At 45.9% G+C, this 14,979-nt stretch carries 18 protein-coding genes; 11 read left to right on the forward strand and 7 right to left on the reverse strand.

Going from position 1 to position 14,979, the window contains the following annotated elements; translation table 11 throughout:
- Positions 1–11 precede the first annotated feature (11 nt).
- The gene (locus tag FTU54_RS06470; RefSeq protein ID WP_180074569.1) at positions 12–1,457 is read right to left on the reverse strand and encodes a SulP family inorganic anion transporter; all 1,446 of its coding nucleotides are present in this window, start codon (positions 1,455–1,457) and stop codon (positions 12–14) included.
- Positions 1,458–1,675: 218 nt separating this feature from the next.
- On the opposite strand from FTU54_RS06470, the gene FTU54_RS06475 reads away from it, so the two are divergent.
- Complete coding sequence (locus FTU54_RS06475) at positions 1,676–2,287, forward strand: glutathione binding-like protein (RefSeq protein ID WP_005177091.1); 612 nt, start codon at positions 1,676–1,678, stop codon at positions 2,285–2,287.
- A gap of 118 nt (positions 2,288–2,405) precedes the next feature.
- Here the strand turns inward: FTU54_RS06475 and FTU54_RS06480 are convergent, their stop codons facing one another.
- From FTU54_RS06480 to FTU54_RS06500, 5 genes are all read right to left on the reverse strand, one after another.
- The gene (locus tag FTU54_RS06480; protein WP_005177093.1) at positions 2,406–3,191 is read right to left on the reverse strand and encodes a thiazole synthase; all 786 of its coding nucleotides are present in this window, start codon (positions 3,189–3,191) and stop codon (positions 2,406–2,408) included.
- 12 nt (positions 3,192–3,203) lie between these two features.
- Complete coding sequence (thiS, locus tag FTU54_RS06485) at positions 3,204–3,401, reverse strand: sulfur carrier protein ThiS (RefSeq protein ID WP_005177095.1); 198 nt, start codon at positions 3,399–3,401, stop codon at positions 3,204–3,206.
- Between the two features lie 32 nt (positions 3,402–3,433).
- Positions 3,434–3,799, reverse strand: a complete 366-nt coding sequence (locus FTU54_RS06490) for a DUF423 domain-containing protein (protein ID WP_005177099.1) — start codon at positions 3,797–3,799, stop codon at positions 3,434–3,436.
- Between the two features lie 221 nt (positions 3,800–4,020).
- A complete protein-coding gene (rpoH, locus tag FTU54_RS06495; RefSeq protein WP_005177101.1) occupies positions 4,021–4,890 on the reverse strand; it encodes an RNA polymerase sigma factor RpoH in 870 nt (289 codons plus the stop codon).
- Between the two features lie 136 nt (positions 4,891–5,026).
- Positions 5,027–5,263 (reverse strand): sulfurtransferase TusA family protein, encoded by a 237-nt coding sequence (locus FTU54_RS06500; protein ID WP_180074570.1) that lies wholly within the window; start codon positions 5,261–5,263, stop codon positions 5,027–5,029.
- Between the two features lie 385 nt (positions 5,264–5,648).
- Between FTU54_RS06500 and FTU54_RS06505 the strand changes: the two genes are divergently transcribed.
- Together FTU54_RS06505 and rhlB are read left to right on the forward strand one after the other, a co-directional pair.
- A complete protein-coding gene (locus FTU54_RS06505) occupies positions 5,649–5,861 on the forward strand; it encodes a cold-shock protein (RefSeq protein WP_005177104.1) in 213 nt (70 codons plus the stop codon).
- Positions 5,862–5,956: 95 nt separating this feature from the next.
- On the forward strand, positions 5,957–7,108 hold the full coding sequence (rhlB, locus tag FTU54_RS06510; RefSeq protein WP_005177106.1) for an ATP-dependent RNA helicase RhlB: 1,152 nt from the start codon (positions 5,957–5,959) through the stop codon (positions 7,106–7,108).
- Between the two features lie 112 nt (positions 7,109–7,220).
- Here the strand turns inward: rhlB and FTU54_RS06515 are convergent, their stop codons facing one another.
- Positions 7,221–7,601, reverse strand: coding sequence for a hypothetical protein (locus tag FTU54_RS06515; RefSeq protein ID WP_005177108.1), 381 nt, complete (start codon positions 7,599–7,601; stop codon positions 7,221–7,223).
- Positions 7,602–7,825: 224 nt separating this feature from the next.
- Here FTU54_RS06515 and FTU54_RS06520 point away from each other — a divergent pair, with 224 nt between their 5' ends.
- From FTU54_RS06520 to purF, 8 genes are all read left to right on the forward strand, one after another.
- Positions 7,826–8,401 carry a nitroreductase family protein gene (locus tag FTU54_RS06520; protein ID WP_034597478.1) on the forward strand — a complete coding sequence of 192 codons (576 nt, stop codon included), beginning with the start codon at positions 7,826–7,828 and terminating at the stop codon, positions 8,399–8,401.
- A gap of 30 nt (positions 8,402–8,431) precedes the next feature.
- The gene (locus tag FTU54_RS06525; RefSeq protein ID WP_005177113.1) at positions 8,432–9,505 is read left to right on the forward strand and encodes an NAD(P)H-dependent glycerol-3-phosphate dehydrogenase; all 1,074 of its coding nucleotides are present in this window, start codon (positions 8,432–8,434) and stop codon (positions 9,503–9,505) included.
- Positions 9,506–9,589: 84 nt separating this feature from the next.
- Positions 9,590–10,045 carry a phosphohistidine phosphatase SixA gene (gene sixA / locus FTU54_RS06530; protein ID WP_163142241.1) on the forward strand — a complete coding sequence of 152 codons (456 nt, stop codon included), beginning with the start codon at positions 9,590–9,592 and terminating at the stop codon, positions 10,043–10,045.
- A gap of 33 nt (positions 10,046–10,078) precedes the next feature.
- Positions 10,079–11,218, forward strand: coding sequence for a type II secretion system protein GspL (gene gspL / locus FTU54_RS06535; protein WP_180074571.1), 1,140 nt, complete (start codon positions 10,079–10,081; stop codon positions 11,216–11,218).
- A complete protein-coding gene (gspM, locus tag FTU54_RS06540) occupies positions 11,218–11,697 on the forward strand; it encodes a type II secretion system protein GspM (RefSeq protein WP_045795041.1) in 480 nt (159 codons plus the stop codon). Before gspL ends, gspM begins: the two co-directional genes overlap by 1 nt.
- Positions 11,698–11,787: 90 nt before the next feature.
- On the forward strand, positions 11,788–12,789 hold the full coding sequence (locus FTU54_RS06545; protein ID WP_160241433.1) for a quinone-dependent dihydroorotate dehydrogenase: 1,002 nt from the start codon (positions 11,788–11,790) through the stop codon (positions 12,787–12,789).
- A gap of 4 nt (positions 12,790–12,793) precedes the next feature.
- Positions 12,794–13,369, forward strand: coding sequence for a CvpA family protein (locus FTU54_RS06550; protein WP_016658356.1), 576 nt, complete (start codon positions 12,794–12,796; stop codon positions 13,367–13,369).
- 24 nt (positions 13,370–13,393) lie between these two features.
- Positions 13,394–14,932 (forward strand): amidophosphoribosyltransferase, encoded by a 1,539-nt coding sequence (purF, locus tag FTU54_RS06555; protein ID WP_005177128.1) that lies wholly within the window; start codon positions 13,394–13,396, stop codon positions 14,930–14,932.
- Positions 14,933–14,979: the final 47 nt, after the last annotated feature.

A 14,979-nucleotide genomic window follows, 5' to 3' on the forward strand; every position in this document is an offset into this window, starting at 1 on the left:
TTTACTCAAGCTTAATTCGGACTTAATTTATCAATCAGGGTGTCACTGGCTTCATTTAAGCCAATCAGCTCGACCTGAATCCCGCGAGCTTCAAATTTTTGCACCACAGTATTTAGCATATTCACTGAGGTTAAATCCCAAATATGCGCATGAGTCAGATCAATCTTTACCTGTTGCAGATTTTCCTTAAAGTCAAAGAACTGGAAAAACTTGTCCGAGCTGCTAAAGAAAATCTGTCCGGTAATCTGATAACGGCGTGTATCCTGTACGCGTTCAGACTGAACTTGGACTTCACTTTCCAGCTTATTCACCAGGAATAAGGCCGACAGCAATACCCCAACGAAAACACCCAAGGCCAGGTTGTGTGTGGCCAGTACAATCGCCACCACGGTCAGCATCACAATATTACTTTGCTTTGGATGCTTGCTAAAGTTACGCACCGAATCCCAGTTAAAGGTGGTAAAGGCCACCATAATCATAATCGCCACCAGCGCCGCCATTGGAATATAAGCCAGCCAGTCTTTAAAGAACACCACCAGACACAGCAGGAAAACGCCGGCGACCAAAGTAGAAAGACGAGTACGCGCACCAGAGCTGACGTTAATAATCGACTGGCCAATCATGGCACAGCCGGCCATCCCGCCCATAAAACCGCTGACAATATTGGCATAGCCCTGACCACGACATTCCTGATGACGGTCACCTTCAGTTTCCGTCACTTCATTCACAATGGTGGTGGTCATCATGGTTTCCAGTAAACCCACTGTCGCAAGGGTGATGGAATAGGGGAAGATAATCGCCAGCGTTTCAAAATTCAGCGGGATTTCAGGAATTAAAAATACCGGTAAAGTATCTGGAAACTGTCCCAGATCGCTCACCGTACGCATATCAGCACCTAAAAATAGCGCCAGCAAACTCAGCACAATAATGCAGATTAAGGGTGAGGACACCGCCTTGCCAATTTTAGGCAGATAGGGAAACAGATAAACCACCGCCAGCCCCAAGCCAACAAAGGCATAGCCCCACAGATCCATTTGCATCAGCTCTGGAAGTTGCGCGACAAAAATTAAAATCGCCAGCGCATTCACAAAACCATAGACCACCGATTGCGACACAAAACGCATCAGCTTGGCCACTTTAAAATAGCCGGCCACCACCTGAATGATCCCGGTCAGTACCGTTGCCGCCAGCAAATATTGCAGCCCGTGCTCTTTGACCAGGGTAATCATCAGCAGCGCCATGGCACCTGTCGCGGCCGAAATCATTGCCGTGCGGCCACCAAAAAAGGCAATAGTCACAGCAATGCAGAAGGAGGCATATAAGCCAACTTGTGGATCGACGCCGGCAATCGCAGAAAAGGCAATGGATTCAGGAATCAGGGCCAGCCCCACCACCAGACCGGCCAGCACATCGGTCCGGATATTGGAAAACCACTCTTCTTTTTTCAGACTAATCACAATCGGCTTTTCATGAAACTTTAAAGGCGACTATGGTAAAACAAATGAAGTGAAAAAAGCAGCCGCAATCCACTTGAAAAAGCGCCGCGCTTGCTCAATATTGAAAAGGTAAATGTTTTTTACGCATTTACGCTTTTTTGCAATTTACAGGTTCGATCACTTGAAAGTTTGTTAGAAGCCATTTAAAACAGTTAGTAGTTATATAACAAGGATCAGATATGAAGCTTTATTATTCACCGGGTGCATGTTCTTTAGCGGCCCATATTATTTTAAATGAAATTAATGTAGATTTTGATTTAGAACGTGTCGACCTGAAAACCCATAAAACCGAAAAAGGTCATGATTATTACGAAATTAATCCAAAAGGCTATGTTCCGGCGCTTGAGATTAATCCAGGTCTAATTCTGACCGAGAACGTGGCAATTTTACCGTTTCTGGCCCAGCACGATCCAAAACAAGATTTAATTCCGCCATCTGGCATGGGCCGTGCCAAAGTGCTGGAATGGTTAGGTTATCTCAACTCGGAACTGCATGATGCCTACGCGGTATTCTTCGGTGGCCAGTTAACCGATGATGAAAAAAATAAAGCCTATGCTGAAATTGACCGTCTGTTAAGTTATATTGATAAAACTATTGGTGAATCAGACAATGAGTATCTGGTCGATGATAACTTTGGCCCGGCCGATGCCTATTTATTCGTACTGACCAACTGGTCGAACCATATTCATCATGATTTAACCCCATATACCCATATTATTGCGCTACGCAATAAAGTGGCCGAGCGTCAATCGGTGCAGATTGCCATGCGTGATGAAGGCTTGATTCCTTGATTCAGGTCTAAAAACCGCAATAAAAAAGGACTCAAGCAGAGTCCTTTTTTCATGTTTAGCTTTTAATCAAGTAAAACCTGAAGGAGTAACTTATCTCTCAGCGCAGATAATGTTCGGATTATTTAAAGAAATAACCGGTTTCTGGCGAGCTGGCATTGGCCATACGTTTACGCGGCATCCGGCCTGCCAGATAAGCTTCACGGCCCGCTTCCACTGCTTTGCGCATTGCCGAAGCCATCAGGACCGGATTTTGCGCTGCTGCAATTGCAGTATTCATTAACACACCATCACAGCCCAGTTCCATGGCAATTGCTGCATCGCTGGCAGTGCCGACACCCGCATCGACCAGTACCGGTACTTTGGCATTTTCTTTAATAATAGAAATAGTATGCGGGTTTAAAATCCCCAGCCCTGAACCAATTAAGCTGCCTAAAGGCATAATTGCCACACAGCCCATGCTTTCCAGTTCTTGTGCCACAATCGGATCATCCGAGGTATAGACCATAATCTCGAAACCATCATCAATAAGCGTGCGCGCTGCCTTTAAGGTTTCGGTGATGTTTGGATACAGGGTTTTTTCATCGCCCAGTACTTCCAGTTTTACCAGATTGTGACCATCGAGCAGTTCGCGCGCCAGCATACAGGTACGCACTGCACTGTTGGCATCAAAACAGCCGGCAGTATTCGGTAAAATGGTATATTTTTCTGGTGGAATCACAGACAGCAAATTTGGCTGATCGGGATGCTGACCAATATTCACGCGACGAATAGCAACGGTCACAATTTCCGCACCACTGGCCTGAATGGCCAGATCTGTTTCCTGCAAATCTTTATATTTTCCCGTGCCCACCAACAAGCGCGAGTTAAAAGTGCGTGAACCGATTTTAAGTAGGGTGTCTTCCATACGTGCTCCGTCTTAGCCGCCGCCAACGGCATGAATAATTTCAATGCGGTCTTGATCATGAATAGGGGTGCTTTCCAGTCGGCTTTTCGGCACAATCATCTCGTTTTGTTCTACCGCAAAACGTTTGCCTTCCAACGCCAGTTGTTGCACCAGTTCTAGTAAATTATGGCACTGTGTCTGTTGTAATTCGCCGTTTAAATAAATGTGCATACCTGCAGTTTCCTAGCTGTTCCGTTCCCGAATTATCGGGCATATTTCATGGCATTCCAGGCCAGTACCAGCCAGCCGGCAATCATTAGCGCACCGCCAATTGGGGTAATGGCCCCCAGACCGCGCGGCAAACCTAGCGCCATCACATACAATGAGCCACAGAAAAACACAATCCCGACCTGAATCAGCAGGAAGCTGGCTTTAATGGGAAATTGAGTCATGACTTTGGCCAGAATCGCCAGTGCCAATAATCCGAGGGCATGATAGAAAAAATAATCAGTCGCTGTTTGCCACCACGCCAGTTGAGCTTCTGTTGCGCGTGCTTTTAAGCCATGTGCCCCAAATGCACCTAACATCACCGCAAGTGCTAAATTAAGGGCAGAAATTGCAATCCACATAGCAAGAATGACCTGAGTAAATTTGCGCTCAACCTTAACATTTTTCCGGGCAACGAGAAAGTGAAAAACTTTCACCCTGAAATGTGGTATTGAATCCAGCTTTTTGATTTTAGGGGGGAAGAAAATGGATTTCTTTAAGATCATCGCCCGGTTTCAGCAAGCACAGACAGCAAAAAAGGGCAGATCGCCCTTTTTTAACTTTAGCACTCTGGAATCATCACTTAGTTAGATGACATTGCCACTTTAATTTTTTCCATGGCATTTTTTTCAAGCTGGCGAATACGCTCCGCAGAAACATTATATTCAGCTGCTAGTTCATGCAGGGTCGATTTATCATCATCTAACCAGCGACGCTGCAAGATATTACGCGAACGGTCATCCAGCTGCTCCATGGCTTCATGCAGGGCAGAGGTACTTTGTGCCTCATAATCTTCATCTTCGACCAGACGGGCCGGATCGTAACGGTTATCTTCTAAATAAAGCGCCGGCGCAACATGGGTAGTGTTTTCACTTTCATCATCATTTTGCGCTTCGAAAGCCGCGTCATAAGCGGTCAGACGGCCTTCCATTTCCAGGACCTGTTCCGGAGTGACATTCAGGTCGTTGGCAATCGATTTGGCTTCTTCCAGCGTCAGTTTTTTGCTGGATTTTTTCAGGCTGCGTAAATTAAAGAACAGTTTACGCTGTGCCTTGGTGGTGGCAATTTTAACAATACGCCAGTTACGGATCACGTATTCGTGAATCTCGGCTTTAATCCAGTGCACGGCAAATGACACCAGACGCACGCCCATATTCGGGTCGAAGCGTTTCACGGCCTTCATTAGACCGAGGTTGCCTTCCTGAATCAGGTCGCCTTGTGGCAAACCATAACCTGCATAACTACGCGCAATATGGACTACAAATCGCAAATGCGACATGACCAGCATTTTTGCTGCATCTAAATCTTGATCATAATAATAACGTTCAGCTAACTCTTTTTCTTGTTCAGCCGTTAAAATAGGAATTTGATTGACGGTACTAATATAAGCACCGAGATTTACGCCTGGCGCAGATAATGACAGGGGCATCAACTGATTGCGGCTGTCACTCATGAGTTCTCCTTATAGGATCGGTGGGTCGTATTACCTGTAAATTTCATCTTAATACCAATATCCTTGCAAATTAAGGAAAAAAGGTAGAGAAATGTAAAGTTTTATGCCAATGCATGCTGTTTACTTTAATTGAAAATTATTTAATTTCAATAAAGTAATGAAACTCGTTGGCAGAAATTTGTGTCAATTCACAGCCGTACTGGTGAATCTGACAATAGCGGCTGACATCTTGCTGACTATGCGGGTCAGAGGACTTGAGCAGAAAGTGTCCGGCGCCGGTTTTTTTTAAAACGCGTTTTAGCATCAGTAAGGGCATGGGGCAGGGTTGTCCCATCGCATCAATGATGATCATTTCATCGACAGAGTTGTCCATAATCTGCTTCAATCGGGTCTTTAAAAAAGGACTCAAAATATTAGCAAATTTGGTGCCAAATCTAAAGTTTATTTGCGGTTTTTATCAAAATATAACATTGAAAAATCTTGAATTAACTTTGTCAAAAAAAGCATGAATTCTGAATAAGATAAATCAAAAAAAATCTATTATTTGTCATAAACCCGTGTTAAGCTCGATGCGTATTTAGGATTTGAGATAGGCAGTTGTTGTTTGTCGCCCTATTACAAATTGGATGTAACCGGGATTTTGTTAATAGTTATACAGAATGATTACAAGCTTAGAAATAAAAATATTTTTAAACTTTGTTTACTCTGCTGTTTGCAACACCGGGTGGTCCTTCTTTTTAATCAATGAGGATTAACTTATGACAGCTCGTGAACAAGGCGTAGTTAAATGGTTCAACGACACTAAAGGTTTTGGCTTTATTCAACGTAACGGCGGCGACGATGTATTCGTTCACTTCCGTGCGATTCAGGGCGAAGGCCACCGTTCACTTCGTGACGGTCAACGTGTTGAGTTCAGCGTAGTTAAAGGTCAAAAAGGCTTCCAAGCGGAAGAAGTACAACCTTTAGACTAATCGTTGGATTAATCTGAAAAACGCTCCATCTATTGGGGCGTTTTTTGTTTATAATATGATACGTTTTTGTGATTAATAAGTTAGAGCACATTTTTATGTCATCTGGTTTTGAAACCTTAAATTTACATCCGAAACTGAGACAAGCTATTGCGGCCTTAGGTTTTAAGGAAATGACGCCCATTCAGCAAAAGGTTTTAAAATTTACTTTGGCTGGACATGATGCCATTGGTCGCGCCCAGACCGGTACCGGCAAAACCGCTGCCTTCCTCATTAGCGTAATCAATGACTTATTGAATAATCCGGTGAAAGAGCAGCGTTTCCGCGGTGAGCCGCGTGCCCTAATTCTGGCACCGACGCGTGAACTGGCCTTACAGATTGAAAGTGATGCCAAAGAGCTGGTGAAGTTTACCGACCTGCATGTGGTGACTTTGTTGGGCGGTGTCGATTTTGACAAGCAAAAAGCGCAGCTGGATAAAAACTTTGTCGACATTATGGTCGCGACCCCGGGTCGTCTGATTGACTTTGTCGAGCAAAAAGAAGTCTGGCTGGATCAGCTGGAATTTCTGGTGATTGATGAAGCCGACCGTTTACTGGATATGGGCTTTATTCCATCGGTAAAACGGATTGTGCGTTTTTCACCGCGTAAAGAGCAGCGCCAGACTTTAATGTTCTCAGCCACTTTTAGCTATGATGTGCTGAATCTGGCCCAGCAATGGTTATTTGAACCGGTGACTGTCGAAATTGAACCGGAAAAGAAAACCAATGCCGATGTCGAGCAGCGCGTATATATGGTGTCGAATTCAGACAAATATAAACTGCTGCAAGATATTTTGCGCGACGAGCCGATTGAAAAAGTCATGATCTTTGCCAACCGCCGCGATCAGGTGCGCCGTCTGTATGACCATCTGAAACGTGATGGCTATAAAGTGGTGATGCTATCTGGTGAAATTGCCCAGGATAAACGCCTGAAAATGCTGGACCAGTTTAAAAATGGCAAACACAACATCATGATTGCCACCGATGTCGCCGGACGCGGCATTCACGTCGATGGCGTGTCGCATGTGGTGAACTTTACCTTGCCAGAACAATCAGATGACTACGTGCACCGTATTGGCCGTACTGGTCGTGCTGGTACGCGTGGGGTGAGTATCAGTTTCCTGGCCGAAGATGATGCTTTCTATTTGCCAGAAATTGAAAAAGCCATCGGACAAAAACTGCCATTAACCCGTTTAGATGGTTATTGCTAGACTTTACTATGTCGTGTTGTTGCTGAGGCAGCTACCCGCATCAAAATGAAAAAATGGATCAGCTCGAAAGGACCTGATCCATTTTTTATTGCATCTTTTGATTACGTTCAGATTAGTTGGCCTGACAGCGGAAGGTGAGTACGGTCTGATAATCATCATCCTGTGCCAGCTGGGCATTACGACCCGAGATGGTGCCGAGCACAGTCGCGGCAGCCTGAATCATCTGTCCGGTCTGTTCATCGACCACGCCTTTTAAAGCGCCGTTATAAGTGGTCTGTTCATCGACCACCACCGGTGTAGCGCGGCTACCACAGGTTTTGTTGGCCGCACTAATCGCATTGTTTTTGGAGATGATATTGCTTTTACCTAAACCGGTGACTTCGTACTGATTATTTTCTTTCTGAATTGCCAGCGAAGAGGTCGGGTTTGAAGCACAGGCGGTCAAAAATAGCGCAGCGGTGGCTGCAGCACTTAAACCAATCAGCTTGTTCATGTGTGGTCCCCATATTTTATTTGTTGAATCAGTCATCTATCTAAACATATCTGCACTTTTAGAGTTTGTAGAAGCTGTAAAGAAATGCAGTTTTATATAGTGGCTCTGTGACAGACAAGCCGGCCATTAAAACTCAGGATTTATACAAATAACCCAACGCAAATAGAGTAAATTCTGTGGTTTATGCTAATCTTGAGGCAGATTTTATAGATAGATATAAGCCAATGACGGATACAATGGAAGCTACGGTTCATCAGAATATTCATCAACGTCAGTCGATTGGGCATCTGGTCGAGCCGGCACCGAATGCAGCGCAGCTGGAGCGTGCCTTTCAGGCAGCCTTGACCGCGCCTGATCATCATCGTTTAAAACCGACCCGTTTTGTGGTGATTCCGGCAGAGCGCCGCGAAGCTTTTGGCGAGTTGCTGGTACAGGCTCTGGCCGATTTAGGCCAGACCGATGCGGTGCAGCTGGAACGTGTGAAACATCATCCTTTCCGGGCGCCATTACTGGTGCTGGCACTGACCAAATTCCAGCCGCATCCTAAAGTTCCGGATTTTGAGCAGACCTTAAGTACCGGGGCGGCGGTACAGAATTTCCTGCTGTCTTTACAGGCACAAGGCTTTGCCAGCATGTGGCGCAGTGGTGCCGTGGTTGAATCAAAATTATTGAAAAAAGCTTTGAAATTAAATGAAGATGATTTAATTTCAGGCATCATCTATATTGGAACTGCCGCAAAAGCGATTGCGCCGCGTGCGGACATTCAGACTGACGCCTATGTCAGTTACTGGACGGAATAAGCATCGCATACGGCTGAGGATATAAAAATAATGTCAGAATTGAATTTTGCCAGTCTGGTAGAACCGGTCAATATTGATCAGAAAACCGCATTAAGAATTACCGTCTTGGGTGGGGGCAGTTTTGGTACCGCAATGGCCAATACCGCGGTGCGTAACGGCTGCGATACCATGATCTGGATTCGGGATGAAGCCACCGCTGAAGAAATTAACCGCACTCATATCAATAAACGCTATTTGCCGGATTTTCCTTTAGAGCCGGGCTTAAAAGCAGTATCGGATCTGGAACTGGCGGTGCGCGACCGAGATATTATTCTGGTTGCCATTCCAAGTCATTCTTTTCGTGATGTGCTGAAGCAGATTAAGCCGTTTATCACCTCGCAAGCGGTGGTGTCCCTGACCAAGGGTATTGAGGCCAAAACCTTCTGCTTTATGAGCGATATTATTCGCGCCGAATTGCCGGAAGTGCCGTATGGGGTGCTGTCTGGCCCGAACCTGGCCAAAGAAATTGTAGCCGGGCAGCCTGCCGGAACCGTGATTGCCAGCCAGTCAGAACTGGTACGTTATGCGGTGCAGCAGGCACTCCATAGTGCTTTATTCCGTGTATTCGGTAGTGATGATGTACACGGGGTGGAACTTGGTGGGGCGTTAAAAAATATTTATGCCGTGGCCATGGGCATGGCCGCCGCGTATAACGTCGGTGAAAATACCAAAAGTATGATTTTAACCCGTGCTTTAGCTGAAATGAGCCGTTTTGCGGTCAAGCTGGGCGCCAACCCGCTGACATTCTTAGGTCTGTCAGGTGTCGGTGATTTATTTGCCACCTGTAGCAGTCCACTGAGTCGTAACTATCAGGTCGGGTTTGCACTGGGCAAAGGCAAAACCCTGGAACAGGCCACACAGGAACTGGGCCAGACCGCAGAAGGGATTAATACCATTGTGCAGGTCAAAGCGCGTTCTGAAGAGCTGGATGTGTATATGCCAATTACCAGCGCCTTGTATGATGTAATTTATGAAGGACAGCCGCCGCTGACGATTGCACTGGCACTCATGAAAAATGGCCATCGTAGTGATGTAGAGTTTGTATTGCCACATCATGAGGTATAAATTGGTTAAAATATGACAGTTTGATGAACCGAACTGTCATATTTACTGCTTATAATGCGGACAAAATGAAATAAGGAAATGTATATGCAATTGACCCTAGTGCGTCATGGTGAAGCTTCACCACCCGTGCATGGTAATGATATTAAACGTCCCCTGACCGAACGTGGGCATACCCAGGCACAGCAAACGGCAGAGTATTTAAAAGATCTGATCCGTCCGGATGTGTTTGTGGTTAGTCCGCTGTTACGTGCCCAGGAAACGCTGGCGCATATCCAGACCTATTTTAAAGATGTGCCTGTGGTGATCTGCAATACCATTAAACCGGATGATGATGCGACTCAGGCTATTGAGTGGTTATCGCATTTGCCTTATGAATCAATTGCGGTGGTGTGTCATATGAATGTGGTGGCACATATTGCAGAGCAGTTAACCGGGGAATCTTTCCATCCTTATGCGCTGGCAGAAGCGCGTATTTATGAGCAGGCGGTCATTGCTGCAGGTTTATCGACACAAATAAAAAGTTTTATTCCAGACGCATAACAACACACTTTATTTCATGGCAGTACAATAACAATGTTGCAAATATGGATGCCGGAAGCCAATGGGGTTTGGCAATGGTCGAGCGGGGAGTACTGGGTTCAGGCCAATACCCTTGAAGACCTGATTCAGGCGATACAGCTTCATCAGGGTGAAGAAGCAGTGGTGTATTTCCCGAGCCGGGATATACAGATGCTGCAACAGCAGATGAACAAGGCCCAATACAAGCAGCTGGGGCCAGAGGGGATTAAATTCCTGCTAGAAGAGTTTGTGGTATTGCCAATTGATGCCATGAAAGTGCTGCATCATTTTCAGCAGCCGGACCGCCTGACTTTACTTGGTGTGGCGCAAAGCCATGTCGAAACCTTGCAACATGCTTTGGCGCTATTGCCGGTCAAAGTCACGGCCTTATTGCCAGACTTTTTATTGCTGCCAGTGCCTGAGCCTGATCATATTGTGCTGGCCAATGTCTGTGGCCGGTTGCTGGTACGTGAAAATGAATATCTGGGCAGCTCGGTCGATGATCTGGCTTTATTTCTGGATTATCAGCCGCCTGAACAGTGTTATCAGATCAGTAATTTTACCGCCGAACAGATGCACAGTATTGAGGCTATCAGCACGCATGAGCAGTTAAGCTCTTTCCATTATGAAGTGCCGGTGCTGAAAAAAGTCAAACAGCATCCTTTTAATATTTTACCCAAAGCCAAAAGTGAATCGGGCATTTCGGGTTACTGGAAAGCCTGTGCTGCGGTATTTTTGGGGATTCTGGTGGTGCAGTTCAGTTATGATGCCACGCGCTGGTATCAGTATAAAAAAGTCGCGAATCAGACCGCGGTGCAGGCGATTGATCAGTTTAAATACTGGTTTGGGCAAAACTATCCGGTCACCGAACAAAATATTAAAAGCCAGTTTGAATATCAGTTAAAACAAAGCCAGACTGCCGATACCCAGGCCTTACAGCTGCTCAGTCGGATCGGGCCGGTATTGATGCAGAATCAGATTGTGGCCAGACGGGTCAATTATGATCTGTCCAGTCTGAATATGGAATTACAGGCCAGCTCTGCAGCCAGCTTGCAGGCATTGACCCAGCAATTAAACCAGCTGGGCTTTAAGGTCGAGCTGGGTAATATTCAACCGGCTGCCAACGGCGCAATCGGACTGGTGAAAGTACAATAATGAAAGCAGTAGAAAAAATTCAGCAGCGTTGGGATCAGTCGCTGGAAAAATTAAATGACTATCTAGATACGCTCAGTGTGCGTGAACGGATCATGGTGATTTTTACCGGTATTTTTGTGCTGGTGGCCGCCGTCGGATCGGCGCTGTGGTATATGCACGGCGCAGCAGATCAGCAGCAAAAACGGCTCAATACCTTAAAAGATCTGGTGGTGTGGATGCAAAGCAACGCCGTGACCATGAAGCCGGCCGGGGATGTACAGCTCAGCAGTCTGGAAAAAGTACAGCGCGTGGCACAGCAGCAGGGTTTGTCGGTGGCATCGCAGCAGTCGGGTGAAAAAATTCAAATTGTAAGCAGTCATGCACAATATTCTGTGCTGGCCAATTTCCTGACCCAGCTGGCACAAATGGGATTAAGCATTGAAAAAATGGAATTAATTTCTGATGCCGGGCAGATTAAATTAACGGCGACAGTGCAATAACCGGTAAAAATAAACAATGGTCAAGCATGGTGTTTTCAACAATCTGGGCCTATAATAGGCCGACTTAAAAAGCCGTAGACTTTTGCCGATATGTTGTATTCTCTTGCCCGCCCTTTGTTGTTTTCTTTGGCACCGGAGCGTGCACATGAGCTCACATTATCTTTATTAAAATCAGGTCATAAAATGGGCCTGATGCGTCAGCAGGTGGCAGCAAAACCAGTCACCTGTATGGGTATTGAATTCCCGAATCCGGTGGGTCTGGCTGCAGGCCTGGACAAAAATGGTGCCTATATTGATGCGCTGGCCGCTTTAGGTTTTGGTTTTATTGAAATTGGTACCATCACCCCGCGTCCGCAAGCCGGTAATCCACATCCGCGTCTGTTCCGTTTACCGCAGGCCAAAGCCATTATTAACCGCATGGGCTTTAATAATGATGGCGTCGATAAGCTGATTGAAAACGTCAAGGCCGCCAAATTTAAAGGCGTACTGGGGATTAATATTGGTAAAAATGCCGATACTCCGGTAGAAAAAGCGGTCGATGATTATCTGATTTGTTTAGAAAAAGTTTATAATTACGCTTCTTATATTACGGTGAATATCTCATCACCCAACACCAAGAATTTGCGCAGTCTGCAAAGCGGCGATGCCCTGACCGAGCTGTTGCAAACCTTGAAACAGCGTCAGCTGGCGCTGGCCGAAGAGCATCAGCATTATGTACCGTTGGTGCTGAAAGTTGCGCCAGATTTAGAACTGTCCGATATTGAATTTATTGCCCAGCAATTACTGCAATTTAAAATTGATGGTTTAATTGTGACCAATACCACCTTGTCTCGTGAAGGGGTAGAGAATTTGCCACATGGCGATGAAGCCGGTGGTTTATCGGGTGCGCCAGTATTTGAAAAGAGTACCGCGTGTCTGGCAGCCTTTGCCAAAACCTTAGAGGGCAAAATTCCTTTAATTGGTGTTGGTGGTATTCTTTCAGGTGAGCAGGCAGTTGCGAAACGCAATGCCGGTGCAACTTTGGTACAAGTGTATAGCGGTTTGGTCTATACTGGCCCGGAACTTGTGAAAGATTGTGTAGACGCACTTTAAAGTCATGAACGCCATCGATATCTTTATACTGATTATTCTGCTCATTGGAGGGCTTAACGGTTTGCGTCAAGGATTTATTAAAGCCTTTGCGAACTTGGTCGGTTGGATTTTTGCCCTGATTGTGGCGGCAAAATATGCTTCCGTTCTAGCGCCTTCAATGACCGCTCTCAGTGCTGATCCGGTGGTTCAGAAAATTGCGGCCTTTGCTTTTATTGTGTTGGTGATTGTGGTGCTGACCTGGATGGTGAGCGCATTATTAAACCGCATCTTGAAATCGCTGAAACTGGGCCCATTAAATCGTTTAGCCGGTGGTGCGTTTGGTACCCTCAAAGGTCTGCTGATTGTGCTAATTGCCATTCAGGGCATTGGGCCGTGGGTCGAAAGTTCGCCGCACTGGAAACAGTCCAAATTTATTCAAACCCTTTTACCTTATGCGCCTTGGGCCACACAAATGTCCAAAGATGCCGCCAATGAGGCTTTACAGCACATCAAATCAGAAGATGCTCCGAAATCTTCTGGTTCTTCATCTGAACCTGAACGAAAGGGCGCAGATGAGTCAACGAATAATCCTTTTTATTAATCCTAGCTGGTCTGCGAGGTTGCTATGTGTGGAGTAGTTGGTATAGCTGGTAAATCACCTGTTAACCAAATGTTGTTTGATGCATTAACGATGTTACAACATCGGGGACAAGATGCAGCTGGGATTGTCACTTGCCATGAAGGTCGCTTGTTCTTGCGTAAAGACAACGGCATGGTGCGTGATGTATTCCATACCCGTCACATGCGTGCCTTGCTGGGCAACTACGGGATTGGTCATGTGCGTTATCCGACGGCAGGTTCATCTAGCAGTGCAGAAGCGCAGCCGTTTTATGTGAACTCGCCGTACGGTATTACGCTGGCGCATAACGGTAATCTGACCAATGCCGAAGAAATTCATGAAGACCTGTTCAAGACTGATTTACGTCACATGAATACCGATTCAGATTCAGAAGTACTGTTAAACGTTTTTGCCCATGAATTACAAAAACGCGGCAAGCTGGAGCCGGCAGCAGAAGATATCTTCCATGCGGTAACGCGTGTGCATGAGCGTTGTAAAGGGGCTTATGGCGTGGTGGCCATGGTGACCGGTCAAGGGATTGTGGGCTTCCGTGACCCGCATGGGATTCGTCCGTTAATTTACGGTTCGCGTGAAACCGATGAAGGCATGGAATACATCATTGCCTCTGAATCGGTGGCAATTACGGCACTGGGCTTTAAAGTCGAGCGTGACCTGGCACCAGGTGAAGCCATCTTCATTGACTCTAACGGCCAGATGTTTACCCAGCAGTGTGCGGCGCAATCTGAATATCATCCATGTATTTTTGAATATGTGTATTTCGCGCGTCCAGATGCGACCATTGATGGTATTTCGGTATACAAAGCCCGTTTAAAAATGGGTGAGAAGCTGGCGCAAAAAATCCTGCGTGAATGGGGTGAGGAACACGATATTGATGTCGTAATTCCAATTCCAGATACTTCGCGTACTTCGGCCTTGGAACTGGCCAACACCTTAGGTGTTAAATTCCGTGAAGGCTTTATGAAAAACCGTTATATCGGTCGTACCTTCATTATGCCAGGTCAGCAGCAGCGTAAAAAATCGGTACGTCAAAAGCTGAACCCGGTTGAGCTGGAATTTAAAGGCAAGAATGTGTTACTGGTAGATGACTCGATTGTGCGTGGTACCACCTGTAACGAAATTATCCAGATGGCACGTGACGCTGGTGCCAAACGCGTATTCTTCGCTTCAGCGGCACCGATGGTGAAATATCCAAACGTGTATGGTATTGATATGCCGGCTAAATCGGAGCTAATTGCCTCTAGCCGTAGCGTTGAAGAAATTCGTGAAATTATTGGTGCTGACCGTCTAATTTTCCAGGATCTGGAAGATTTGAAAGCTGCAGTACGTACCCATAAAGTGCCAGAAGTGAATGATTTCGATTGCTCGGTGTTTGATGGGGTTTATGTCGCAGGCGGTATTGATGAAGCCTATCTGGATAATCTTCAGCAAAAACGCAGCGATACAGCTAAAAAGAAAAAAGACAATTATATTGATGTAAATATTGATGCTGCATCGGTAGATTTGACCGGTTTGAAAGAAGAATAATTCTTGTAAAACTGGCAGGAAAAGCGGGAAATTCCCGCTTTTTTCAT

This window comes from Acinetobacter sp. YH12116 (assembly GCF_013418895.1).
GTDB lineage: Bacteria > Pseudomonadota > Gammaproteobacteria > Pseudomonadales > Moraxellaceae > Acinetobacter > Acinetobacter indicus.

What these genes read in the sequence shown, in the direction of transcription:
- FTU54_RS06545 (WP_160241433.1), top strand. Translation starts at nt 11,788, where the DNA reads ATGTTGTATTCTCTTGCCCGCCCTTTGTTGTTTTCTTTGGCACCGGAG.
- sixA (WP_163142241.1), top strand. Translation starts at nt 9,590, where the DNA reads ATGCAATTGACCCTAGTGCGTCATGGTGAAGCTTCACCACCCGTGCAT.
- FTU54_RS06490 (WP_005177099.1), bottom strand. Translation starts at nt 3,799, where the DNA reads ATGTGGATTGCAATTTCTGCCCTTAATTTAGCACTTGCGGTGATGTTA.
- FTU54_RS06480 (WP_005177093.1), bottom strand. Translation starts at nt 3,191, where the DNA reads ATGGAAGACACCCTACTTAAAATCGGTTCACGCACTTTTAACTCGCGC.
- FTU54_RS06525 (WP_005177113.1), top strand. Translation starts at nt 8,432, where the DNA reads ATGTCAGAATTGAATTTTGCCAGTCTGGTAGAACCGGTCAATATTGAT.
- FTU54_RS06475 (WP_005177091.1), top strand. Translation starts at nt 1,676, where the DNA reads ATGAAGCTTTATTATTCACCGGGTGCATGTTCTTTAGCGGCCCATATT.
- rpoH (WP_005177101.1), bottom strand. Translation starts at nt 4,890, where the DNA reads ATGAGTGACAGCCGCAATCAGTTGATGCCCCTGTCATTATCTGCGCCA.
- gspM (WP_045795041.1), top strand. Translation starts at nt 11,218, where the DNA reads ATGAAAGCAGTAGAAAAAATTCAGCAGCGTTGGGATCAGTCGCTGGAA.
- FTU54_RS06505 (WP_005177104.1), top strand. Translation starts at nt 5,649, where the DNA reads ATGACAGCTCGTGAACAAGGCGTAGTTAAATGGTTCAACGACACTAAA.
- FTU54_RS06550 (WP_016658356.1), top strand. Translation starts at nt 12,794, where the DNA reads ATGAACGCCATCGATATCTTTATACTGATTATTCTGCTCATTGGAGGG.
- purF (WP_005177128.1), top strand. Translation starts at nt 13,394, where the DNA reads ATGTGTGGAGTAGTTGGTATAGCTGGTAAATCACCTGTTAACCAAATG.
- FTU54_RS06520 (WP_034597478.1), top strand. Translation starts at nt 7,826, where the DNA reads ATGACGGATACAATGGAAGCTACGGTTCATCAGAATATTCATCAACGT.
- rhlB (WP_005177106.1), top strand. Translation starts at nt 5,957, where the DNA reads ATGTCATCTGGTTTTGAAACCTTAAATTTACATCCGAAACTGAGACAA.
- FTU54_RS06500 (WP_180074570.1), bottom strand. Translation starts at nt 5,263, where the DNA reads ATGGACAACTCTGTCGATGAAATGATCATCATTGATGCGATGGGACAA.
- thiS (WP_005177095.1), bottom strand. Translation starts at nt 3,401, where the DNA reads ATGCACATTTATTTAAACGGCGAATTACAACAGACACAGTGCCATAAT.
- FTU54_RS06515 (WP_005177108.1), bottom strand. Translation starts at nt 7,601, where the DNA reads ATGAACAAGCTGATTGGTTTAAGTGCTGCAGCCACCGCTGCGCTATTT.
- gspL (WP_180074571.1), top strand. Translation starts at nt 10,079, where the DNA reads ATGTTGCAAATATGGATGCCGGAAGCCAATGGGGTTTGGCAATGGTCG.